This window comes from Shinella sp. CPCC 101442 (assembly GCF_024704725.1).
Classification (GTDB): Bacteria; Pseudomonadota; Alphaproteobacteria; order Rhizobiales; family Rhizobiaceae; genus Shinella.
On the sequence record NZ_JALIQS010000006.1, the window covers coordinates 20,588 to 43,513 of the forward strand.

Consider the following 22,926-nt stretch of genomic DNA (forward strand, 5'->3'; position numbering starts at 1 on the left):
GCTTAGCCGGATTCAGCGGCGACCTGATTGAAGTACGGTCGCCAGCATCGTCTGCATGGCGATCGTGTCTTCCAGCACCGGTCGCTGTCGGCTTTGCAGGATGGCGGCCTGCAGGCGCTGGCTTTCCCGGCGGATGGCGGGGCCGGTCCAGGTTTTCAGAGCGTTTTCCACGATGGGTTTGCGGCGGAAATGCAGGTGGCGGCCCAAGGTTGCCATGACCTGGCCGGCGGGCGCGCGTTTTTCATCCATTTCGGCACGCATGATTTCCAGAAGCTGGAACTGCCGGAGGCAACCTTGCAGGACAAGGAAGACCGGTGTCTTGGATGAGACGATCTTTTGGATGGCGTGAAGAAAGCCATCCCGGTCTCCCTTGAGAATGGCGTCGATGGCATCGTCCGTGGAGATGGCGCTCGCGTCGCCGACGATGTCCTCGACATCCTGCTCTTCGACGCTCTCCTTGCCACGGCAATAGAGCGCGAGCTTGCGCACCTCGTTGCGGGAGGCGAGACGGTCGCCGCCAATCGTTTCCATCAGCCGCCCACGCGCCGCGGGGGAAATACGCAAGCCTTCGGCGGCCAGTTCCTGATCGATCAGCGCCTGGAGGGCGCGACCATCATCGGCATAGCAGGCAATGGCGGCGGCTTGCGATGCCGATTCTGCCACCTTGCGCAAGGCCGCGCCTTTCTTGAGGTCTCCGGCCTCGATAAGCAGGGTGCAATCGCCCGGCGGCATTGCGGCCAACATCTCGAGTGCGTCCGAAATGCCTTTTTCGCTGCCGGCATTGCGGATCCAGACCAGACGGTCGCCGCCGAACAGGCCGATGGCGTTCATCTCGTCCATCAGCTTGCCGGCGTGGCTGCCAATTTCCGAAGCATCGAGCTTTATGACGGAGAAGGCGTCGGCAAGATTGACGCCGCTTGCTGCGGCAAGAGCTGCAGCACGCTCGGAAACGAGCCCGCGGTCCGGCCCATAGATCAGGAAGAGCCGCACGGGCAGAGGCTTCCGCTTCAGGAAAGCATCAAACTCGTGCGACTTGACTTCGGTCATCGCCGTGCGAGCGCCGAAGCGACGTCCGCGCGGATAAGCTCTGCCAGTTCCCGCGCGGCGCGGTTCTCGGCATCCCGTACGGCGCGCAGCTTGGCGAATTCCTGGACCGGGAAATCGACAAGGGCGACGCTGGAGCGTTTGCCGGAAGTGACGGTTTCGCCGGTTTCGGTCTTCGTCAGGTTGTAGTCTGCCGAAACGACGATGCGGCCGGCGCGCGAAATATCATCCGTGACATCGATGAGCACGCCGATATTGCGGACGGAGACGTTGAGTTCCAGGTGGTAAATCGCGTTCTGCGCTTCGCCGGCGCCGCCAGCGAAGAGGAAGATCAGATCGTTGCGGACCTGCTGCTCCACCCGGTCATCGGCTTGCGAGATGGCGACGGCCGAGAGCTTCGTATCCGTACCGGCACCGGTCGAATAGAGCGGCCGAACCTGGCAGCTGGCCAGCGCGCCGACAAGGGCGATGCCGGCGACGAGTTTTGCGAGGCGCAAAAGACCGGTTCCGTCAGACAACAACATTCACGATCCTCTGCGGTACGACGATGATCTTCTTGGGATGCTGGCCGCCGAGCACAGCCTGTACGGCCTCGAGCGCGAGCACGGCGGCTTCGACCGCACTCTGGTCCGCATCGCGGGCGATTGTCAAATCCGCGCGCTTCTTGCCGTTGATCTGCACCGGCAGCGTGATCTCGTTTTCGGCAACCAGGCGGTCTTCATAGGCCGGCCAGGCGACGGAGGCAACGAGGCCTTCGCCGCCGATCTCGCGCCAGCATTCTTCCGAAAGGTGCGGGGTCATCGGCGCGACGATGCGGATCAGGATGCTGACGGCTTCGCGCAGCGCCGAGACCAGCTCGGGCGAGGCATTGCCGGCGGCGGCGGTCGTCAATGGCGCGCCAAGCGCGTTGACGAATTCGTAGATGCGCGCGACGGCCTTGTTGAAGGCGAGCTTGTCGTAGTCGGCCTGAACTGCCTTCAGCGTCTTGTGTGCGATCTGCGAGACGGCCAGGGCCTCGCCTTCCGCACCCGGACGGCTCTCGGCGCCCCTCAAGGCTACAGCGGCCTCGGAAACGAGGCGCCAGACACGTTGCACGAAGCGGTGTGCCCCTTCGACGCCGGCTTCCGACCAGATGACGTCACGGTCCGGCGGTGAGTCGGACAGGACGAAGAATCGCGCGGTATCGGCGCCGTAGGAGGCGATGATATCGTCGGGATCGACGACGTTCTTCTTCGACTTCGACATCTTCTCGATGGAGCCGATCGTGATTTCTTCGCCGGATTCGAGATGGACGGCCTTGCGCTTTCCATCAAGCTCCTCGATGCGGATTTCGACCGGAGTTACCCACTCGCGCTTCGCGCCCTCGCCATGGCTGTAGGTTTCGTGCACCACCATGCCCTGCGTGAAGAGGCCCTTGAACGGCTCCTTGATGTCGAGATGGCCGGCGACCTGCATGGCGCGAGTGAAGAAGCGCGAATAGAGCAGGTGAAGGATCGCGTGCTCGATGCCGCCGATATACTGGTCCACCGGTAGCCAGGCATTGGCGGCGGCCGGGTCCGTCGGGTTGTTTTCCCACGGCGCGGTGAAGCGGGCGAAATACCAGGACGAATCGACGAAGGTGTCCATCGTATCCGTCTCGCGACGGGCATCCTTGCCGCAATGCGGGCAGGCGACATGGCGCCAGGTGGCGTGCCGGTCGAGCGGGTTGCCCGGCTTGTCGAAGGTGACGTCGTCGGGAAGTTTTACCGGCAGATCCGCCTTTGGCACGGGAACGACGCCGCAGTCGTCGCAATGGATGACCGGGATCGGGCAACCCCAGTAGCGCTGGCGCGAAATGCCCCAGTCGCGCAGACGGAAGTTCACCTTGCGCTCGCCCACCGGCGCATTGCCGAGCGTGGCGGCGGTGAGACGCCTGGCGACCTCTTCGAAGGCCTCTTCGGTACCGAGGCTATCGAGGAAGCGCGAATTGATCATCACGCCATCGCCGACATAGGCTTCGTCGCCGATCGTGAAGGTGGCGGCGTCGCCGTCCTTCGGCATGACGACCGGAACGACCGCCAGGTCATATTTGCGGGCGAAGTCGAGGTCGCGCTGGTCGCCGGACGGGCAGCCGAAGATGGCGCCCGTACCGTAATCCATCAGCACGAAGTTCGCGATATAGACCGGCAGTTCCCAGCTGGGGTCGAAGGGATGGCGAACACGAATACCGGTGTCCATGCCCTTCTTTTCGGCGGTCTCCAGAGCGGCCAGCGACGTGCCGGCCCGGCGGCATTCTTCGCAGAAGGCCATGATCTCGGGGTTGGCGGCAGAAATTTCCTTAGCCAGCGGATGATCGGCGGAAATCGCCAGGAACGAGGCGCCGAACAGCGTGTCGGGACGCGTCGTGTAGACGGTCACGTCCTTTTCGCCGGTGCGGCCTGCACCTTCGGCGATCTCCCAGCGCACCAGCATGCCCTCGGAACGGCCGATCCAGTTCTTCTGCATGAGCCGGACCTTTTCCGGCCACTGGTCGAGCGTATCCAGCGAATCGAGCAGGTCCTGGCTGAAATCGGTGATGCGGAAGAACCACTGCGTCAGTTCGCGCTGTTCGACGAGCGCGCCCGAACGCCAGCCTCGGCCGTCGATGACCTGCTCGTTGGCGAGAACCGTATGATCGACCGGGTCCCAGTTCACCTTGGACTGCTTGCGGTAGACGAGGCCCTTTTCCAGGAAGTCGAGGAAGAGGTGTTGCTGTCGCTGATAATACTCGACGTCGCAGGTGGCGAATTCGCGCGACCAGTCGAGCGACAGGCCCATCGACTTCAACTGCTTGCGCATCGTCGCGATGTTTTCGTAGGTCCAGCCCTTCGGATGGACCTTGTTCTGCATGGCGGCGTTTTCGGCGGGCATGCCGAACGCGTCCCAGCCCATCGGGTGCAGAACGTTGTAGCCGCGTGCCCGCTTGTAGCGCGCGACCACATCGCCCATGGCGTAGTTGCGCACATGGCCCATATGGATGCGGCCCGAGGGATAGGGGAACATCTCTAGGACATAGTACTTTTCGCGCGGATCGTCGTTGTCGGTCAGGAAGACGTTTTCATCGTTCCATTTTGCCTGCCAGCGGGGCTCGGCATCGCGCGGATTGTAACGTTCGGTGGCCATGTCTTTGATGTTCCGGAAGTCTTTTGGGAGTCTTGGAGGGCGGTTCGCCCATGCGAATATGGTGGCGAGACCTTCATCATGAAACCGCCGAAGCGTCAAGTTTTCCGGCCCCGCGCGGGCCTGCCGCGCTTGGCAAGCGGCGCCGTTTTCGCTAGGTCCTGACTTCGATAGCGATGGAGAGTGACCGTGGAGCTTGAGGACCGTCTCGAAGAGGTGCAGGGCCGGATGAAGAAGGCGGCAGCCGAGGCTGGCCGCAAGCCGGACGAGGTCACACTTGTTGCCGTCTCCAAGACATTTGATGCGGATGCGATTCGCCCGGCGATCGCGGCCGGGCAGTGGGTCTTCGGCGAGAACCGCGTGCAGGAAGCGCAGGGCAAGTGGCCCGCGCTGCGCGCCGAAACCGATGGCATCGCGCTGCATCTGATCGGTCCGCTGCAATCCAACAAGACCCCCGAGGCTGTCGCGCTGTTCGATGTCATCGAGACGGTCGATCGCGAGAAGATCGCGCGCACGATTGCCGACGAGATGAAGCGGCAGGGCCGCAGCCTGCGGCTCTATGTCCAGGTCAATACGGGGCTCGAGCCGCAGAAGGCGGGCATCGCACCTGACGATACGGTCGCCTTCGTGACCTTCTGCCGCGAGGAACTCGGCCTTTCCATCGAAGGGCTGATGTGCATTCCGCCAGCCGATGAAAATCCCGGCCCGCATTTCGCGCTGCTTGGCAAGCTGGCCGAACGGTGCGGTCTGCAAAAACTCTCCATGGGCATGTCCGGCGATTACGATGTGGCCATCGGTTTTGGCGCGACGTCGGTGCGTGTCGGTTCGGCCATCTTCGGGACGCGCTGACACGACTTGACGAAGCGCAACGGACCGCCTCCTCGTGTGAGGCTTTGGTCTGGCTTTGCGGATCGCCTCCCCTCTCCTATTCTTCCCGTGGAGGAACCGGCCGCTCGGCGGCCGGGCATGGCGGGAGGAAGCGATGCAAAACACCTATGTCGAAATCTATCGCGCCTGGAAGGATGACCACGAGGGGCATTGGGCCGAGGCTGCGCGGGCGATCGACTGGTTTACCGAACCGACGCAGATCTTCGATCCTGCCCAGGGTGTCTATGGGCGCTGGTTTCCCGATGCGCGCGGCAACACCTGTTACAATTGCGTCGATCGCCACGTGGTGGCGGGGCGGGGTGATGTCGCGGCGCTGATCTACGATAGCCCCGTGACCGGCCGCAAAGCGCGCTACAGCTATGCGCAGCTGCTCGATCTGGTGAATGCCATGGCGGCGGTGCTGGCCGATCAGGGCGTGGAAAAGGGCGACCGGGTTATTCTCTACATGCCGATGATCCCCGAGGCGATCGTCGCCATGCTGGCCTGCGCGCGCATCGGGGCGATCCATTCCGTGGTCTTCGGCGGGTTTGCCGCAAGCGAACTCGCCGCGCGCATCGATGATTCGACCGCGAAGGTCGTCGTGACGGCGAGCTGCGGCATCGAGCCGAACCGTGTGGTCGCCTACAAGCCGCTGCTCGACGCGGCCATCGATCTTGCCCGCCACAAGCCGGCCCACTGCCTCGTGTTGCAGCGGCCGGAGCTTGCGGCGGAACTGAAGGCGGATCGCGATGTCGATCTCGGTCCGGCATTGGCCGCAGCACGCGGACGCACGGTCGAATGCGCTTCGCTTGCGGCGACCGATCCGCTCTACATTCTCTATACATCCGGTACGACCGGGCAGCCCAAGGGCGTCATCCGCGACAATGGCGGCCATATGGTCGCGCTCGCCTGGACCATGCGGGCGCTCTATGGCGTGAAACCCGGCGAGGTCTATTGGGCGGCATCCGATATCGGCTGGGTCGTCGGCCATTCCTACATCGTCTATGCGCCGCTGCTGAACGGCAGCACGACGGTGCTCTACGAGGGCAAGCCGATCGGCACGCCGGATGCCGGCGCCTTCTGGCGGGTGGTGCAGGAGTACGATGTTTCAGTGCTCTTCACCGCGCCCACCGCCTTCCGCGCCATTCGCAAGGAGGATCCGGAGGGTGATCTTGTCCGCCGCTCCGATATTTCCAGCCTTCGCGCGCTGTTCCTCGCCGGCGAGCGGGCCGATCCCGATACGATCCGCTGGGCCGAAGCGGTGCTCGGCGTTCCCGTCATCGATCACTGGTGGCAGACGGAAACGGGCTGGGCGATCGTCGGCAATCCGCTCGGTCTCGACGCGCTGCCCGTGAAACACGGTTCGCCCACCGTACCCATGCCGGGCTACGAGTTGCATGTGCTCGACGACGCCGGCCATGAAGTGTCCTCAGGCACGCTCGGCAATATCGCCATCAAGCTGCCCCTTCCCCCGGGTTGCCTGCCGACCTTCTGGAACGCCGATGAGCGGTTCCGCACGGCCTGTCTGTCGGAATTCCCTGGCTACTACAAGACGGCGGATGCCGGCTATATCGATGATGACGGTTATGTCTTCATCATGTCGCGCACCGACGACATCATCAATGTCGCCGGCCATCGGCTCTCGACGGGTGCGATGGAAGAGGTCTGCGCGAGCCATCCTGATGTCGCCGAATGCGCGGTCATCGGCGTTGCCGATGGCATTAAGGGTCAGGTACCGGCCGGTTTCCTCGTTCTCAAGGGCAATGTTTCACGTGAATCATCGCTGGTGGAGCAGGAAGTGGTGGGTCTTGTGCGCGAAAAAATCGGCCCGGTCGCCGCCTTCAAGATGGCGATCTGCGTCAAACGCCTGCCAAAAACCCGGTCGGGAAAAATCCTGCGCGGCACGATGCAGAAGATCGCCGACCGCGAGGACTGGAAGATGCCGGCGACGATCGACGATCCTGTCATCCTCGACGAAATCGTCGAGGTCTTGTCCACCCGCCGGATTTGCTAGGTTCGGAGTTTGGTAGGCAAAGAAAAACCCGGCCGCTCGAGACTGCCGGGTTTTGATATTCTGCGATGAAGAGACGCTTAGAAGCGGTCGTCTTCGTCCTCATCCGGTGTGGCCGACTTCAGCGACTTCAGCTTGGCGAAGACGGCGTCTGCGTCGATTTCCTTTTCCTCTTCACGGTCGCTGTAGGGCAGCTTTTCCGTTTCGTGGGCGGATTCGAGCGTGGCGCCGAGTTCGGCGGCGGTCGGCAGCGGCCGGCCCTTCGAGGCGCGTTCGACTTCCAGGTCGAGGTCGATCTGCGAGCACAGGCCGAGCGTCACCGGATCCATCGGGGTCAGGTTGGTCGAGTTCCAGTGGGTGCGTTCGCGGATCTGCTCGATCGTCGACTTGGTGGTGCCGACGAGACGCGAGATCTGCGCATCCTTGAGTTCCGGATGATTGCGCACGAGCCAGAGAATGGCGTTCGGGCGATCCTGGCGCTTGGAGACCGGCGTATAACGCGGGCCCTTGCGCTTGGATTCGGGAACGCGGACCTTCGGCTCGGAAAGCTTCAGCTTGTGGTTCGGGTTGCCTTCGGCGCGGGCGATTTCCTCGCGCGACAGCTGGCCGGTCGAGATCGGGTCGAGACCCTTGATGCCCTGGGCTGATTCGCCGTCGGCGATCGCCTTCACTTCAAGCGGATGCAATTTGCAGAATGTCGCGATCTGTTCGAACGACAGCGCCGTGTTGTCGACCAGCCAGACCGCTGTCGCCTTTGGCATGAGGAGCTGCTGAGCCATGCATATAGTCCTTCTGTCCGTCCGCGCCGGTGTCGCGGGTCGTCGGGTAGTTAACCACTATGTTCCGGGAATTGCGCCCTCTATACCCTCACTGTCGCAGAAATGCAATTCTTCAAGAGACAAATGACCTTTGTCTAATTGCCGTAATGCTTTGACCTGATATGAATGGCGCCGAGACGGCGGGACCGGAGGAGAATACGGTTTCCGCGCATGCGCAGTCATAGGGAGGAAGCCATGTCCGTAAAGACCTATCCGGTCCTGAAATCCGCAAAAAACCGTGCGCTTATCGACAACGACACCTATCAGAAATGGTATCGCGAGAGCATCGAGAACCCGGAGCGTTTCTGGGACAAACACGGCATGCGGATCGACTGGTTCAAGCCCTATACGAAGGTGAAGAACACTTCCTTCAACGGCAAGGTTCCGATCAAGTGGTTCGAGGACGGCATCACCAATGTCTCCTACAACTGTATCGACCGTCACCTGAAGGCGCATGGCGACGACGTCGCCATCATCTGGGAAGGCGACAACCCCTATATCGACAAGAAGATCACCTATAACGAGCTCCACGAACACGTCTGCCGCATGGCGAACGTGATGAAGAAGCACGGCGTGAAGAAGGGCGACCGCGTCACTATCTACATGCCGATGATCCCGGAAGCCGCCTATGCGATGCTCGCCTGCGCGCGCATCGGTGCCATCCACTCGGTGGTCTTCGGCGGTTTCTCGCCGGATGCGCTGGCCGGCCGCATCGTCGATTGCGAATCGACCTTCGTTGTCACCTGCGACGAGGGCGTGCGCGGCGGCAAGCCGATCCCGCTCAAGGAAAACACCGACACGGCGATCGACATTGCGGCGAAGAACCATGTCATCGTCAACAAGGTTCTGGTCGTGCGCCGCACGGGCGGCAAGACCGGCTGGGCGCCGGGCCGCGATCTCTGGTACCATAAGGAAGTCCTGTCCGTGCCGCGCGATTGTCCGCCGGCGAAGATGAAGGCGGAAGACCCGCTCTTCATCCTCTATACGTCCGGTTCCACCGGCAAGCCGAAGGGCGTGCTGCACACGACGGCGGGCTACCTCGTCTATGCCTCGATGACGCACAAATACGTCTTCGACTACCAGGACGGCGATATCTACTGGTGCACGGCAGACGTCGGCTGGGTCACCGGCCATTCCTACATCGTCTATGGCCCGCTGGCGAACCGCGCCACGACGCTGATGTTCGAGGGTGTGCCGAACTTCCCGGATGCCGGCCGCTTCTGGGAAGTGGTCGACAAGCACAAGGTCAACATCTTCTACACCGCGCCGACCGCGATCCGCGCGCTGATGGGTGCGGGCGACGACTTCGTGAAGCGTTCCGAGCGGTCGTCGCTGCGCCTGCTCGGTTCGGTCGGCGAGCCGATCAACCCGGAAGCCTGGGAATGGTATTACAACGTCGTCGGCGAAGGCCGTTCGCCGATCGTCGATACCTGGTGGCAGACGGAAACCGGCGGTATCCTGATCACCCCCCTGCCCGGCGCGACCGACCTCAAGCCGGGCTCGGCAACGCGGCCCTTCTTCGGCATCAAGCCCGAGCTTGTCGATAATGAGGGCAACGTGCTGGAAGGGGTCGCCGACGGCAATCTCTGCGTCACCGATAGCTGGCCGGGTCAGATGCGCACGGTTTATGGCGATCACAAGCGCTTCGTCGAAACCTACTTCTCCACCTACAAGGGCAAGTATTTCACCGGTGACGGCTGCCGGCGTGACGAGGACGGCTATTACTGGATCACTGGCCGCGTCGACGACGTGCTCAACATTTCCGGCCATCGCCTCGGCACGGCCGAAATCGAATCGGCGCTCGTCTCGCACCATCTCGTCTCGGAAGCCGCCGTCGTCGGCTATCCGCACAGCCTTAAGGGCCAGGGCATCTATTGCTATGTCTCGCTGATGGCCGGCGAGGAGGGCAACGACGCATTGCGCCAGGATCTCGTCAAGCACGTGCGCAAGGAAATCGGCCCGATCGCCACGCCGGACAAGATCCAGTTCGCACCCGGCCTGCCGAAGACCCGCTCGGGCAAGATCATGCGCCGCATCCTGCGCAAGATCGCCGAGGACGATTTCGGTGCGTTGGGCGATACCTCGACGCTTGCCGATCCCGCCGTCGTGGACGATCTGATCGCCAATCGCCAGAACAAGGCGGCTGGCTGAACGCATCGCGAAACAAAAGGAAATGGCGGCCAGTGGCCGCCATTTTCCGTTTCTGAGCCGGATTCCGCGCTTCAGAAATCGATCGCCCTGCCCTTGATCTCCCAATCGCCGAACCGCGCAGGGTCCTCGCCGCCGCGTCCACCAATCTCCGGGGCATGCGCGGCCGGTTCGGCCGCCTTGCGTCGTTCCTCCGCTTCCTGAAGGGCGCGCAGTGCCGCGGGTGGAAGTACTTTGCGGCCGTCCAAATGATTGTCGTTGTCGCTGTTCATGAAAATCGGCATCCTTGCGGGATATTGAAGAACTGCTGTTGGCTTACCATCATATAGAAGCGTGAAGACGTTGTGGAAAGCAGTGATTCACGTGAAACATGTCCTTGACAACGGGCATGGATAGTCAAGCGCGAGACCACACAGGAGCCGAAAACGCATGAACATCGTTCGCACAGCCATGCTTCTCGCCGTCATGACGGCGCTTTTCATGGGCGTGGGCCTGCTCATCGGCGGCAAGGGCGGCATGATGATCGCACTCGTCGTCGCGATCGCCATGAACCTCTTCTCCTACTGGAATTCCGACCGGATGGTGCTGTCCATGTACGGCGCCAAGGAGGTCGATGAACGTTCGGCGCCGGAATATTACGGCATCGTGCGCGACCTCGTGAAGCGCGCCGGCCTGCCCATGCCGCGCGTCTTCGTCATCAACAGCGATCAGCCGAATGCCTTCGCCACCGGCCGCAATCCGGAAAACTCCGCCGTGGCCGCCTCCACAGGCCTCCTCCAGGCTCTTTCCTATGAGGAAGTGGCGGGTGTGATGGCGCATGAGCTGGCGCACATCCAGAACCGCGACACGCTGACCATGACGCTGACGGCAACCCTTGCCGGTGCGATTTCGATGCTCGCCAACTTCGCCATGTTCTTCGGCGGCGGCAACAACCGCGAGAACAACAATCCGCTCGGCTTCATCGGTGTCATCGTCGCGATGATCGTCGCGCCCTTCGCCGCCATGCTGGTGCAGATGGCGATCAGCCGCACGCGCGAATATTCCGCCGACAAGCGCGGCGCGGAGATTTGTGGCAACCCGCTCTGGCTCGCCTCGGCGCTGAAGAAGATCGCCATTGCCGCCGGCCGTGTCCCCAACGATGCCGCCGAGCGCAATCCGGCAACGGCGCATATGTTCATCATCAACCCGCTGTCGGGCGAACGCATGGACAACCTGTTTTCGACGCATCCGAACACGGAAAACCGCATCGCGGCGCTCCAGGAAATGGCCCGTGGCATGCAGGCCCGCTCGACGGAACCGGTTCGGGCTGATACTCCGTCACGCAAATCGCGCTCTGTACCGACGACGGGCTGGGGACGCGGTGGTTCCGAACCGCCCAAAGGTCCCTGGTCTTGAACGACGATACGCGCAGAAACAAACCCCATCCGAAACGTCATGGCGGCTCCAGGCGGCCTGAGCCCGAGGTGACCGACGGCCAGTCGGAAAAGCCGGGTCTGCGCGCCCGTCAGGCGGCCGCAAAAATTCTCGCGGCCGTCGTCGATCGCAGGACGTCGCTCGATGGCATGCTGGATCTGGAAAACGGCAACCCCGCCTATCGCCAGCTGAACGATGCCGACCGTGCGCTGGTGCGCGCCATTCTCAATACGGCGCTGCGCCACCTCCCCCGTATCGAGGCCATTCTGGACACGCTTGTCGGCACGCCGCTGCCCGATGGTGCGCGTGCGCTGCACCACGTTCTGACCGTCGCCGCAGCACAGATCCTCTATCTCGACGTGCCGGACCATTCCGCTGTCGATCTCGCCGTCGAGCAGGCGCAGCTCGACCCGCGCAACCGCCGTTTCGCCAGCCTCACCAACGCGGTGCTGCGTCGCCTGTCACGCGAAAAGGCGTCGCATCTGATCGCGACCCGCGCGATTCCCGTCATTCCCGAGTGGTTTTATGACCGCCTCGTCGCCATCTATGGCCGCGAGCATGCGGGGCGTATTTCCGACATGATGCTTGAACCCGCAGCCATCGACCTCACTGTCAAATCCGATGCTGAGGGCTGGGCCGCGCGGCTCGGCGGCCTCGTGCTGCCGACGGGATCCGTGCGCCTTCCCGCCGGAGCCGGCGCCATTCCGGCGCTTGAAGGTTTTGAAGACGGTCAATGGTGGGTGCAGGATGCGGCAGCAAGCCTTCCGGCCCGGCTTTTCGGCGATCTCGCGGGCAAGCGCGTCGTCGATCTCTGCGCGGCACCCGGCGGCAAGACGGCGCAGCTCCTGCTCGCCGGTGCCGAGGTGACGGCGCTCGACCAGTCCGGCAACCGGCTGAAGCGGCTCATCGGCAATCTTGAGCGGCTTCGTCTTTCGGCGACGACGCAGGAAATCAACATGGCGGATTTCCGCTCCGATGATCTCTTCGATGCCGTGCTGCTCGACGCGCCCTGCTCCTCCACCGGCACGATCCGTAAACATCCGGACGTGCTGTGGACCAAGGGGCCCGAGGATATCGAAAAACTCGCGCGGCTGCAGGAGCGCCTGCTCCGCCATGCCCTGACGCTGGTCAAGCCCGGCGGCGACCTCGTTTTCTCCAATTGCTCGCTCGATCCCGACGAGGGCGAGAACATGGTCTCCCGCGTTCTCGCCGATAACGAGGATTGGCGAATCATCCCCACGGACGCCGCCGACTGGCCGGGCCTCGAGGGCGCGGTCTCACCGCGCGGCGAACTGCGCACGACGCCCGCCATGCTGCCGGTAACGGCGGATCATGCCGGCGGATTGGATGGATTTTACGCGGTTAGGCTGAGAAAAGCCGGTTGAGCGCAAAACCATCCCAAAATATTGCCGGGGTCATCAACAGTCCATCAGCAGACGATGAATTGACGACGCTCCTCTGCTCGGCCTACCTATAGGTCTGGAGGCATTCGTTAACCATGCAGCTTTCCGACAGACAGCGGCTATCCTATCTGTATATGCGTGAGGGCTGGCGGCGCTTCTCGCGAAGGCTTGCCTTGGGACGAATCAGTGCCATGCGCTTTTCCGGCGGCACGCCGGACCGTCTGATCGTCGCGCCGACGGACCTGCACCCCGCCGATTCCTTCGCCGGCGAAGAAATTACCGCGGGCCGCTTTCCGCTCGCCGGCCGCAGCCTTGATTGCGAGGGCGAATCGCCCTTCGCGCTGGAGCTGCCGTCTGAGGAGTTCGCCGTTCGCCTGCATTGCTTCGGCTGGCTGCGCCATATGCGGCTCGTCGATCCGGAACGGGCGGCGCAAACGACCCGCTTCATCGTCGATGACTGGCTGCAGAGCCATGGCCGCGTCATCGGTGGGCTGGCCTGGCGGCCGGACGTCACGGCGCAGCGCATCATCGCCTGGCTTTCCCATTCGCCCGTCGTGCTGAAGGATGCGGATTATCCCTTCTACCGCCGTTTCCTGAAGAGCCTTGCCTTCCAGGTGCGCTATCTGCGCCATGTCGCAGACACGACGCGCGACGGCGAGCCACGGTTGCGTGTGCGCATCGCGCTTGCCATGGCCTCCATCGCCATGCCGTCGTCGCCGTCCAAGATGCGCAAAGCCGCGCGCCATCTCGACGAGGAACTCGACCGGCAGATCCTGCCCGACGGCGGCCATTGCTCACGCAATCCGCGCGCGGCCCTCGATCTCCTTCTCGATCTGCTGCCGCTGCGCCAGACCTACGTCAATCTCGGCCACGACATGCCGGCGCAGCTCATTCCCTGCATCGACCGCATCTATCCGGCCCTGCGCTTCTTCCGCCATCAGGGCGGCGAACTCGCGCTCTTCAACGGTGCCACCTATACGCTGGCAAACGAGCTGATGTCGGCGCTGCGCTACGACGAGACGGGGGGCGCACCTTTCAAGGCGCTGCCCTCGCTCAATTATGACCGGGTGGCGGTGAAAGACACCGTCGTGCTGATGGATACGGGCGCGCCGAAATCCGTCGATCTCTCGTCGACGGCTGCGGCCGGCGCGCTCTCCGTCGAGATATCCTCCGGAAAGAACCGCTTCATCGTCAATTCCGGCCGGCCGCGTTTTGCCGGCGAAGGCATGCGGCAGATGTCGCGCATGACGGCGGCGCATTCGGTGGCGACGCTGAACGACACATCGTCCTCGCGCATCTCCGGCTCACGGTTCCTCGGGCCGATCATCATCGGTGGCGTCAGCAAGGTGAATGTCTCGCGCATCGAGCGCGATTCCGGGGCCGCTGGCGTGACTGCCAGCCATGACGGCTACCTCAAGCGGTTTGGCCTGCTCTATGAGCGCGATATCCTCGTTTCGGCGACGGGCGGCGAAATCCGAGGGCGTGAGCGCTTCTTCAAGCCGGCGACGCCCAATGCGGTCATCGAAAAGGGTACGGCGGTCGTGCGCTTCCATATCCATCCGACCATCCAGCTCTACCGTGCCTCGGCCAACGAGACGCGGCTGGTGGCGCCGGATGGCGAGGCCTGGTCGCTGACCTGCCTCGATGTGCCGGTCGAGGAGGAGGAGGACGTCTTCTTCGCCGACCCCTCCGGGGTACGCCCCTCCCGCCAGCTGACGCTGACCATGCCGCTTGCCGAGGTGCCCGAGGTTCAGTGGTCGCTGGCGCGGCAGCGCTAAGCGCTTGCGGCTGCGAATTCGGGACTTTCAAGGTTTTCTCCAGGCCATGCCTGTGATAACGGGGCGCATGACCATCCGCCCCCTGCTCAAGGGGGCCGTCAGAACGGAGCGCCCCATGGCCGTTGTTTCCAAGAAAATCCCCGCCCCCGATCGCGTTGCCGTCCGCACCGCGCTTCTTTCCGTGTCCGACAAGGCTGGCGTGGTCGAGCTTGCCCGGGCGCTTGCGGAAAAAGGCGTTCGCCTGCTGTCGACCGGCGGTACGCACAAGGCGCTCAGCGAGGCTGGCCTCGCGGTGACCGACGTTTCGGAGGTCACGGGCTTTCCGGAGATCATGGATGGCCGCGTGAAGACGCTGCATCCGTCCGTGCATGGCGGTCTGCTGGCGATCCGCGACGACGCCGAGCATGTCGAGGCGATGAAGGCCCATGGCATCGGTGCCATCGATCTGACCGTGATCAATCTCTATCCGTTCGAAGAGGTTCGCGCCAAGGGCGGCGACTATCCGACGACGGTCGAGAACATCGATATCGGCGGGCCGGCGATGATCCGGGCGTCCGCAAAGAACCACGCCTATGTGACCATCGTCACGGATCCCTCGGATTACCCTGTCCTGCTCGAGGAGCTTGCCGACGGTTCGACCTCTTACGCTTTCCGCCAGCGCCTCGCGGCAAAAGCCTATGCCCGCACGGCCGCCTATGATGCGGCAATCTCCAACTGGTTTGCCGAGGCGCTCGATATCGCCATGCCGCGCCACCGCGTGCTTGGCGGCGTCTTGAAGGAAGAGATGCGCTACGGCGAGAATCCGCACCAGAAGGCGGGCTTCTACGTCACCGGCGAGAACCGTCCCGGTGTCGCCACCGCGACCCTGCTGCAGGGCAAGCAGCTTTCCTACAACAATATCAACGACACCGACGCCGCCTTCGAGCTGGTCGCCGAGTTCCTGCCGGAAAACGGTCCGGCCTGCGCGATCATCAAACACGCCAATCCTTGCGGCGTCGCCACCGGCAAGACGCTGAAGGACGCTTACGCGCGTGCGCTTGCCTGCGACCCGGTCTCGGCTTTCGGCGGTATCATCGCGCTCAATTCGACGCTCGACGGCGAGACGGCGGAAGAGATCGTCAAGCTGTTCACCGAAGTCATCATCGCGCCCGATGCCGACGAGAAGGCCCGCGCCATCATCGCCGGCAAGCCGAACCTGCGCCTGCTGGTGACGGGCGCCCTGCCCGATCCGCGCGTACCCGGCCTTTCCGCCAAGACGGTCTCCGGTGGCCTGCTCGTGCAGAGCCGCGACAATGGCATGGTCGAGGATCTCGAACTCAAGGTCGTCACCAAGCGTGCACCGACGGCGCAGGAGCTTGTCGACATGAAGTTCGCCTTCAAGGTCGCCAAGCACGTCAAGTCGAATGCCGTGGTCTATGCCAAGGACGGCCAGACGGCGGGTATCGGCGCCGGCCAGATGAGCCGTGTGGATTCTGCCCGTATCGCCGGCCTGAAGGCCGAGGAAGCGGCCAAGGCCATGGGGCTAGCGGAGCCTCTGACGCGCGGTTCCGCCGTGGCGTCCGAAGCCTTCCTGCCCTTCGCTGACGGCCTGCTCTCGGCGATTGCCGCCGGCGCAACGGCCGTGATCCAGCCCGGCGGCTCGATGCGCGATGCTGAAGTCATTGCCGCGGCGGACGAAGCCGGCGTCGCCATGGTCTTCACCGGTATGCGCCACTTCCGCCATTGACCTTTAGCCGGAGTCGTTCCGGAAATGGAAACGCCCCGCTTGCGGGGCGTTTTACGTTTCAGGCTTCGATTTTGGCGGCTGGATAGGGTGTGCGCAGCAACAGCAGAAAGCCGACGACGAGGAAAGCGATGAGTGCCATCATGCCCGCCCGGGCGGAACCCGTTGCGGTGGTGATGAGCGCGACGGAGAGCGGGGCGAGGAAGGACGTGGCGCGGCCCGAGAGGGCATAGAGGCCGAAATAACGGCCAGCCTCGTCCGGATGGATGCTCTGGGCGAGATAGGAACGCGCCGAAGCCTGCACGGGGCCGAAAGCGACGCCGATCAGCAGGCCGTAGAGAATATAGGCCTTTTCCGCCGCCGTGCCGAACAGGCCGCCGGAATCCGTTGTCGGAAGGGGGATGAGGCCGAACAAAGTGAAGCCCGGTCCGGTGGAGACGATGCCAACCGTCGCGATGGTCAGGCAGACGAGGCTCATGATGACGACGGTTTTCGATCCCAGGCGCGTGTCGAGCCGGCTGGCATAGAGGCAGCCGCCGATGGCGACGACGTTGAGAATGATGCCGTAGATGCCGAGTTCGAAGGTCTGCCAGGCGAACATGCCGGCGGCGAAGGTGCCGCCGAGCGCCAGAAGGCCGTTGACGCCATCCTGGTAGATCATGCGGGCGACGAGAAATCGGAAGATGCCGGGCCTGTTCCTGAGGTCTTTCAGCGTCTCCGAGAGGTCGGCAAAGCCGGCGCGCACGGCGCTGGCGATGGGCAGGCCCTTGCTCTGGTCGGGCGTGAAGAAGAACATCGGCAGGATGAAGACGAAGTACCAGAGTGCAGAGATCGGCCCTGTGATGCGGGCGTCCTCGCCGGTATCGGCATCGAGCCCGAAGAGCGGGGTTATTCCGATGGCGGTCCTGCCGGTCTCGGGATTGGCGGCGAGCAGCGCGACGACGGCGATCAGCACGATCATGCCGCCGAGATAGCCGAGGCCCCAGGCGATGTTGGAGATGCGGCCGATATCTTCGGGGCGCACAAGCCGCGGCATCATGGAATCGTTGAAGACGATGGAGAATTCCGCTGCGACCGTGGCGAGCACGATCAGCGCCATGGCGAAAAGCAGGCTGCTGCCGGGTGCGGCGTACCAGAGCGCGGCAAGCGACACGATCTTGATGGCGGCAAAGACGGCGATCCAGGGTTTTCGCGCGCCCGAGGCGTCGGCAATCGAGCCCATGATGGGCGCGAGCAGAGCGATTGCGATGCCGGAGAGGGTGAGCGTATAGCTCCAGGCCGCCTGGCCGGCGGCGTGGTCCTGCGTGAGGCGCGAGACGAGATAGGGGCCGAAGATGAAGGTGGTGATGACCGTGAAGAACGGCTGGGCCGCCCAGTCGAACAGCATCCAGCCTGTTATGCCGAGACGGCTTGTCCGTGGCTCCCGGCTTTCCGTCACAACCGTCATCGCTCCTCCCCAATTCGGCGGGAGCGATGACCGCGCCCGTCCTCAAGCCGGCTAACGGGGTCCGTCAGCCGGCTTGAGGACTGTGTCATTTCGCTCTTTCCTGCGCAAGGTCGCTCAGGATGCCGGCGGCGACGGAAACCTTGGCGAGCGTCGCTTCGCCACCTTCCGTCAGGGCCGAGAGGTTTGCCGTCACGCGGGCGAGCCGTTCCCCCTCGCCTTGCTGCCAGGTGGCAAGCGGCGCCTTGTCGCCCTTGTGGCGCGTCAGCACCACGGTGGCGAGGTCGCGGCGGGCATTCGCGATGTCGGTGAGGCTGCGCTGGAGGGCGAGCGCCTCGTAGAGATCGCCGGTCGGGATGCGGCTTGCCGAGGACAGGAGCCGGCCGACGTTCAGCGTCGCGCTGATACCGGCGAAGGTCTGTGCCGTCTTGGCGAGCGAATCGCCCGTCGCGTTGGCGATCAGCATGACCTCGGGCACGAAGGTGAGCATGGAGAGCGTCGCGATTTCTTCCGCAAGCTCGGCCGGTACGCCTTCGTCCTCATAGGCATGCGCCTTGCGGCGGGCCTCGTCGCCGGCGGCGTCCGACACGAGCGTCGAAAGCTGCGGGCGAAGCTGCTTCAGGGCCTGCTTGAGCTTGTGCACCGCCTGGTCCAGCGGGCCGGAGACGGCGCCGGTGGTCAGAAGCAGGCTGGTGACGCTGGCATAGATGCGGCCGATCTCCTCATAGAGCTCGTTCTGCAGGGTGCCGGCGACCTGGTTGTCCAGCGCATCGACGCCAGCATAGAGCGCCGTCAAGCCGTAACCGTCGCGGGCGATCACCGCCGCCTTCACCGCATCGGCCGGGCCGAAGCCGGTGCCGTCGGTCAAACCGTTGATGAAGGCCGGGCCGCCGCGATTGATCACTTCGTTGGCGAGGATCGTCGCGATGATCTCGCGGCGCAGACGGTGCGTGCGGATATCGTCCGCATAGGCCTTCTGCATCTTCGCCGGGAAGTAGCCGGTCAGCGTCGGTTCGAAATAAGGCTCGTCCGGCAAGCTGGTATGGACAAGTTCGTCGAACAGCACCAGCTTGGCATAGGAGAGCAGCACGCCGATTTCCGGCCGCGTCAGCGGCTTGCCGGCCTGGTAGCGTTCGGCGAGCGTGCGGTCGTCGGGAAGGGTCTCGACCTTGCGGTTGAGCAGGCCCGCGGCCTCGAAGCGGTCCATCAGACGGGTCAGCGGTGCGCGGTTGGCCGTACCCTGCTTTTCGATGAGCGAGATCGCTAGCGATTGCAGGTAGTTGTTGCGCAGCACGAGATGGCCGACTTCGTCGGTCATCGAGGCGAGCAGCACGTTGCGCTTGGCGCGCGTCAGCCGCTCGTCGCGCATGGCCGAGGCGAGCGCGATCTTGATGTTGACCTCGACGTCCGACGAATTCACGCCGGCCGAGTTGTCGATGGCGTCCGAGTTGCTGCGGCCGCCCTTGAGACCGAAGGCGATGCGGCCACGCTGGGTGACGCCGAGGTTGGCGCCCTCGCCGATCACCTTGGCGCGCACGTCTTCGCCGACAATGCGGATCGGGTCGTTGGCGCGGTCGCCGACTTCCGCGTCCGTCTCGCTCTGGCCGCGGATATAGGTGCCGATGCCGCCGAACCACATCAGATCGACCGGCGCCTTCAGGATCGCCGTCATGATCTCGAACGGCGTCGCCTTGGCCTTGTCGATGCCGATGACCGCCATGGCTTCCGCCGTCAGCGTCACGGATTTTTCCGTGCGGGGGATGATCATCGCGCCCTTGGAGAGGACGGAACGGTCATAGTCCTGCCAGCTCGAGCGCGGCAGGTTGAACATGCGGCGGCGCTCGGCGAAGGACGTGTCGGTATCCGGATTCGGATCGATGAAGATATCGCGGTGGTCGAAGGCCGCCACAAGGCGGATCTTGCGCGACAGCAGCATGCCGTTGCCGAAGACGTCGCCCGACATGTCGCCGACGCCGGCGACGGTGAACGGGGTCTTCTGGATGTCGATGTTCATCTCGCGGAAGTGGCGCTTGACGGTTTCCCAGGCGCCGCGGGCGGTGATGCCCATCTTCTTGTGGTCGTAGCCGGCCGAGCCGCCCGAGGCGAAGGCGTCATCGAGCCAGAAGCCGGCTTCCTGCGCCAGGCCGTTGGCCGTGTCGGAGAAGGTCGCGGTGCCCTTGTCGGCGGCGACGACGAAATACGGGTCGTCACCGTCGATGCGCACCGTATCGGCCGGCGGCACGACGTCCTGGCCGACGATGTTGTCGGTGACAGACAGCAGCGTGCGGATATAGGTCTTGTAGGCCTCGGTGCCGGCCTTGAAGACGGCGTCGCGGCTGCCGCCGACGGGAAGCTGCTTGGGATAGAAGCCGCCCTTGGCGCCGACCGGCACGATGACCGAGTTCTTGACCTGCTGGGCCTTCACGAGGCCGAGCACTTCCGTGCGGTAGTCCTGCGCGCGGTCGGACCAGCGCAGGCCGCCACGGGCGACCTTGCCGAAGCGCAGGTGCACACCTTCGACTTCCGCGCCATAGACGAAGATCTCGCGGAACGGGCGTGGCTCCGGCAGGCCGTCGAGCGCCTTCGGATCGAGCTTGATCGCAAACGTCTTGCGCGGCTTGCCGTCGGCATCGTGCTGGAAGTAGTTGGTGCGCAGCGTCGCCTGGATGGCGTTGACGTAGCGGCGGAGAATCCGGTCCTCGTCGAGGCTCGGCACGTTCGCCAGGGCGTCTTCGATGGCGGTTGCCGCATCGCCTGACTTCTTCTCACGCTGACGGTCGCTGAGCTTCGGATCGAGGCGGGTCTCGAACAGGCGGAAGAGGTTGGCGGCAATCGCCGGATACTTGTTGAGCGTATCGGCGATATAGCCCTGCGAATAGGCGATGCCGGTCTGGCGCAGATAGCGCGAATAGGTGCGTAGCGCCATGATTTCGCGGGCCGACAGGCCGCCGGTGAGCACGAGACGGTTCAGCGCGTCGTCATCCACGTCACCATGCCAGGCCGCGAGGAAGGCTTCCTCCAGCATCGGGCTCAGCTTGGCAAGGTTGATTTCCAGGCCGTCGCGCTGCTTCAGCTCCATGTCATGCAGGATGACGCGGCGCTCATGTCCGTCGAAGGTCGCGAGCGTCAGGTCATGCGTCTGTTCGCTGATGACGTTGAAACCGAGATTTTCGAGCAGCGGTACGCGGCGCGACAGCGAGACGGGCTCGTCGGCGTGGAAGATTTTCAGCTCGACCGAGGCAAGGTCGGTGTTCCAGGCCTTGCGGTAGAACGAGATGCGGATCGGGTTCTGTGAGGTCGCCGTCGAAATGAGGGCGAGGTCGGCATTCGCTTCGGCCGGCGTGAAGTCTTCCTGGTAGCCAGGATCGGTGGCGAGACGCAGGCCGTCGGCGCTGGACAGCGCCTCGAAACGGTCGGTCCAGCGCGTCGCGATCTCGCGCACCGCCTGTTCCAGCTTGTTCTGCGCGATGCGCGGCGTCTTGCCGCCGGAACGACCGATGATGAAGTGCACGCGGGCAAGGCCACCCTCGGGGAAAGCCGGATAATAGGCCGAGACGCGGCCGTCATAAGCCGACTTCAGATAATTGCCGATCTTTTCGCGCACGTCGGAATCGTACTGCTCGCGCGGCACGTAGACGATGACGGAGACGAAGCGGTCGAAACGGTCGATGCGCGGCAGGACGCGGATGCGCGGCCGGTCGGAAAGCTCGTTGATCTGCTCACTGAAGGTTGCGAGAAGGCCTGGATCGATCTGGAAGAGATCGTCACGCGGGTAGGATTCGAGCGTGTTGATCAGCATCTTGCCGGAATGGCTCTTCGGGTCGTAGCCGAAGTGCTCGATGACCGCCTCGACCTTGGAACGCAGGAGCGGAATCTGGCCGGCGGCGTGCGTATAGGCCGTCGAGGTGAAGAGGCCGACGATGCGCAGCTCGCCCACCACCTTGCCCTTCTCGTCGAAGCGCTTCAGGCCGACATAGTCCATATAGGCGCGGCGGTGCACGACGGATTTGACATTCGCCTTGGTGACGATGAGGAAGTCGGGACCTTCGAGGAATTCCAGAATTTCAGGCGTCGTCGTGACGGCGTCCTTGCCCAACCGCAGCACGCGCACATCCGGGTCGGAGAGAATGCCGAGGCCTTCGTCGCCGCGTTCCACGGTCGCCTGCTCGCCCTTGCCGGAATAGGAATAGTCGCGCATGCCGAGGAAGGTGAAATTGTTGCCGCGCAGCCAGTCGAGGAAGGCGAGCGCTTCGCCCTTGCCGGGCTTGTCCTTGGCGTAGCGCTCCATGTCGGCAGTGGCGCCGTTGAGTTTTTCCAGCATGGACGGCCAGTCATCGACGGCCAGATGCACCTGGTCGAGCACGTGCATCACCCGGTCGGCCAGCGCTGCTGCCTCATTGGGTGCCAGCTCGGAAAGATGGATCTCGATATGGCTGACGCGCTGCGCCGGTTCGCTTTCCTCGTCCGGCGAGAAGAGTTTCGGCGCCTCGTCCTTGGAAACGACGAGGATCGGGTGGATTGCGAGGTGGACATCACGGTGCGTGCTCGTCACTTCGCCCATGACCGAATCGTAGAGGAACGGCTGGTTGCGGTCGGTGACGGAGAGAACGGAGACCGGCTGGCCCTGCGGCTTCACGTCCGGCAGGGTGGTGACGGTGACGCGGGGTGCGCTGCCGTCCCAGGCCTCGATTTCCGCCATGGCATGGGCGGCGGCGGCGGCGAGCATCGGGCCGGTATAGTGATCCAGATCGTCCTTGCTGGCACGCCCGAAAAGGATGTCGGGGTTGAGTGTTTTTGCGCCGAGAGCGGCGGCTGCGGCCTTTGCGGCCTCGATGTGTTTTTCTCGTTTCACGTTGGTCCGGGCACCCATGGAATTCTCCCTCGAATCCGATGGCCGGACGTTAGCAGAAGAAAAAATACGCGCGACGAAATTTGTGCATTTGCGAGAAAATTCAATCGATTTTGTCCGAGATAGGTCAGTTCTGCTGTCGCTTTATCGGAAAATCGCCGATTTTTCGTCGAAAAGCAGCCAAAAACCGGCGGAGAGCGTGCTGTGCTGTCCTGCAACAAAACGGCAGGAATGCCTCGGGCGTTGACAGTCCGGCGCCCCCTTGCCATCACTCAGGCACAACGAAGGAA

15 protein-coding genes are annotated in these 22,926 nt (G+C 63.6%); 8 read left to right on the forward strand and 7 right to left on the reverse strand.

Features of this window, described 5'->3' with window-relative positions; translation table 11 throughout:
• Nucleotides 1-12 precede the first annotated feature (12 nt).
• The 3 genes from holA to leuS are packed head-to-tail and all read right to left on the reverse strand — an operon-like array spanning nt 13 to nt 4,185.
• Complete coding sequence (gene holA, locus MUO32_RS20865; protein WP_257950319.1) at nt 13-1,047, reverse strand: DNA polymerase III subunit delta; 1,035 nt, start codon at nt 1,045-1,047, stop codon at nt 13-15.
• Complete coding sequence (lptE, locus tag MUO32_RS20870; RefSeq protein WP_257950320.1) at nt 1,044-1,568, reverse strand: LPS assembly lipoprotein LptE; 525 nt, start codon at nt 1,566-1,568, stop codon at nt 1,044-1,046. The genes holA and lptE overlap by 4 nt, the downstream gene beginning before the upstream one ends.
• A complete protein-coding gene (gene leuS / locus MUO32_RS20875; RefSeq protein ID WP_257950321.1) occupies nt 1,555-4,185 on the reverse strand; it encodes a leucine--tRNA ligase in 2,631 nt (876 codons plus the stop codon). Before leuS ends, lptE begins: the two co-directional genes overlap by 14 nt.
• 186 nt (nt 4,186-4,371) lie before the next feature.
• Between leuS and MUO32_RS20880 the strand changes: the two genes are divergently transcribed.
• Both MUO32_RS20880 and MUO32_RS20885 read left to right on the forward strand, forming a co-directional pair.
• Complete coding sequence (locus MUO32_RS20880) at nt 4,372-5,031, forward strand: YggS family pyridoxal phosphate-dependent enzyme (protein ID WP_257950322.1); 660 nt, start codon at nt 4,372-4,374, stop codon at nt 5,029-5,031.
• Nucleotides 5,032-5,164: 133 nt separating this feature from the next.
• On the forward strand, nt 5,165-7,063 hold the full coding sequence (locus tag MUO32_RS20885) for a propionyl-CoA synthetase (RefSeq protein ID WP_257950323.1): 1,899 nt from the start codon (nt 5,165-5,167) through the stop codon (nt 7,061-7,063).
• Nucleotides 7,064-7,140: 77 nt separating this feature from the next.
• On the opposite strand, the gene MUO32_RS20890 is transcribed toward MUO32_RS20885, so the two are convergent.
• Entirely contained in the window at nt 7,141-7,839 is a 699-nt protein-coding gene (locus MUO32_RS20890; RefSeq protein WP_257950324.1) for a DUF1013 domain-containing protein, read from the reverse strand.
• Nucleotides 7,840-8,073: 234 nt separating this feature from the next.
• On the opposite strand from MUO32_RS20890, the gene acs reads away from it, so the two are divergent.
• Nucleotides 8,074-10,029, forward strand: coding sequence for an acetate--CoA ligase (acs, locus tag MUO32_RS20895; protein ID WP_257950325.1), 1,956 nt, complete (start codon nt 8,074-8,076; stop codon nt 10,027-10,029).
• 71 nt (nt 10,030-10,100) lie between these two features.
• On the opposite strand, the gene MUO32_RS20900 is transcribed toward acs, so the two are convergent.
• Nucleotides 10,101-10,298, reverse strand: coding sequence for a DUF1674 domain-containing protein (locus MUO32_RS20900; RefSeq protein ID WP_257950326.1), 198 nt, complete (start codon nt 10,296-10,298; stop codon nt 10,101-10,103).
• Nucleotides 10,299-10,455: 157 nt separating this feature from the next.
• On the opposite strand from MUO32_RS20900, the gene htpX reads away from it, so the two are divergent.
• The 4 genes from htpX (at nt 10,456) to purH (ending at nt 16,346) form a co-directional block, all read left to right on the forward strand.
• A complete protein-coding gene (htpX, locus tag MUO32_RS20905; protein ID WP_257950327.1) occupies nt 10,456-11,421 on the forward strand; it encodes a zinc metalloprotease HtpX in 966 nt (321 codons plus the stop codon).
• 68 nt (nt 11,422-11,489) lie between these two features.
• Nucleotides 11,490-12,824 carry an RsmB/NOP family class I SAM-dependent RNA methyltransferase gene (locus MUO32_RS20910; RefSeq protein WP_257950328.1) on the forward strand — a complete coding sequence of 445 codons (1,335 nt, stop codon included), beginning with the start codon at nt 11,490-11,492 and terminating at the stop codon, nt 12,822-12,824.
• Nucleotides 12,825-12,937: 113 nt separating this feature from the next.
• On the forward strand, nt 12,938-14,620 hold the full coding sequence (locus MUO32_RS20915) for a heparinase II/III family protein (protein WP_257950329.1): 1,683 nt from the start codon (nt 12,938-12,940) through the stop codon (nt 14,618-14,620).
• Nucleotides 14,621-14,735: 115 nt separating this feature from the next.
• Nucleotides 14,736-16,346, forward strand: coding sequence for a bifunctional phosphoribosylaminoimidazolecarboxamide formyltransferase/IMP cyclohydrolase (gene purH, locus MUO32_RS20920; RefSeq protein WP_257950330.1), 1,611 nt, complete (start codon nt 14,736-14,738; stop codon nt 16,344-16,346).
• A gap of 58 nt (nt 16,347-16,404) precedes the next feature.
• Here the strand turns inward: purH and MUO32_RS20925 are convergent, their stop codons facing one another.
• Both MUO32_RS20925 and MUO32_RS20930 read right to left on the reverse strand, forming a co-directional pair.
• A complete protein-coding gene (locus MUO32_RS20925) occupies nt 16,405-17,790 on the reverse strand; it encodes an MFS transporter (protein WP_257950331.1) in 1,386 nt (461 codons plus the stop codon).
• An 85-nt stretch (nt 17,791-17,875) separates the two neighbouring features.
• Complete coding sequence (locus MUO32_RS20930) at nt 17,876-22,657, reverse strand: NAD-glutamate dehydrogenase (RefSeq protein ID WP_257950332.1); 4,782 nt, start codon at nt 22,655-22,657, stop codon at nt 17,876-17,878.
• On the opposite strand from MUO32_RS20930, the gene MUO32_RS20935 reads away from it, so the two are divergent.
• The gene (locus MUO32_RS20935; RefSeq protein ID WP_257950333.1) at nt 22,656-22,883 is read left to right on the forward strand and encodes a hypothetical protein; all 228 of its coding nucleotides are present in this window, start codon (nt 22,656-22,658) and stop codon (nt 22,881-22,883) included. The two genes, MUO32_RS20930 and MUO32_RS20935, sit on opposite strands and share 2 nt — an antisense overlap.
• The last annotated feature ends 43 nt before the right edge of the window (nt 22,884-22,926 follow it).

Coding starts and splice junctions, on each gene's coding strand:
- holA (WP_257950319.1), bottom strand. CDS start 1,047: ATGACCGAAGTCAAGTCGCACGAGTTTGATGCTTTCCTGAAGCGGAAG.
- lptE (WP_257950320.1), bottom strand. CDS start 1,568: ATGTTGTTGTCTGACGGAACCGGTCTTTTGCGCCTCGCAAAACTCGTC.
- leuS (WP_257950321.1), bottom strand. CDS start 4,185: ATGGCCACCGAACGTTACAATCCGCGCGATGCCGAGCCCCGCTGGCAG.
- MUO32_RS20885 (WP_257950323.1), top strand. CDS start 5,165: ATGCAAAACACCTATGTCGAAATCTATCGCGCCTGGAAGGATGACCAC.
- MUO32_RS20890 (WP_257950324.1), bottom strand. CDS start 7,839: ATGGCTCAGCAGCTCCTCATGCCAAAGGCGACAGCGGTCTGGCTGGTC.
- acs (WP_257950325.1), top strand. CDS start 8,074: ATGTCCGTAAAGACCTATCCGGTCCTGAAATCCGCAAAAAACCGTGCG.
- MUO32_RS20900 (WP_257950326.1), bottom strand. CDS start 10,298: ATGAACAGCGACAACGACAATCATTTGGACGGCCGCAAAGTACTTCCA.
- htpX (WP_257950327.1), top strand. CDS start 10,456: ATGAACATCGTTCGCACAGCCATGCTTCTCGCCGTCATGACGGCGCTT.
- MUO32_RS20915 (WP_257950329.1), top strand. CDS start 12,938: ATGCAGCTTTCCGACAGACAGCGGCTATCCTATCTGTATATGCGTGAG.
- purH (WP_257950330.1), top strand. CDS start 14,736: ATGGCCGTTGTTTCCAAGAAAATCCCCGCCCCCGATCGCGTTGCCGTC.
- MUO32_RS20925 (WP_257950331.1), bottom strand. CDS start 17,790: ATGACGGTTGTGACGGAAAGCCGGGAGCCACGGACAAGCCGTCTCGGC.
- MUO32_RS20935 (WP_257950333.1), top strand. CDS start 22,656: ATGGAATTCTCCCTCGAATCCGATGGCCGGACGTTAGCAGAAGAAAAA.
- MUO32_RS20930 (WP_257950332.1), bottom strand. CDS start 22,657: ATGGGTGCCCGGACCAACGTGAAACGAGAAAAACACATCGAGGCCGCA.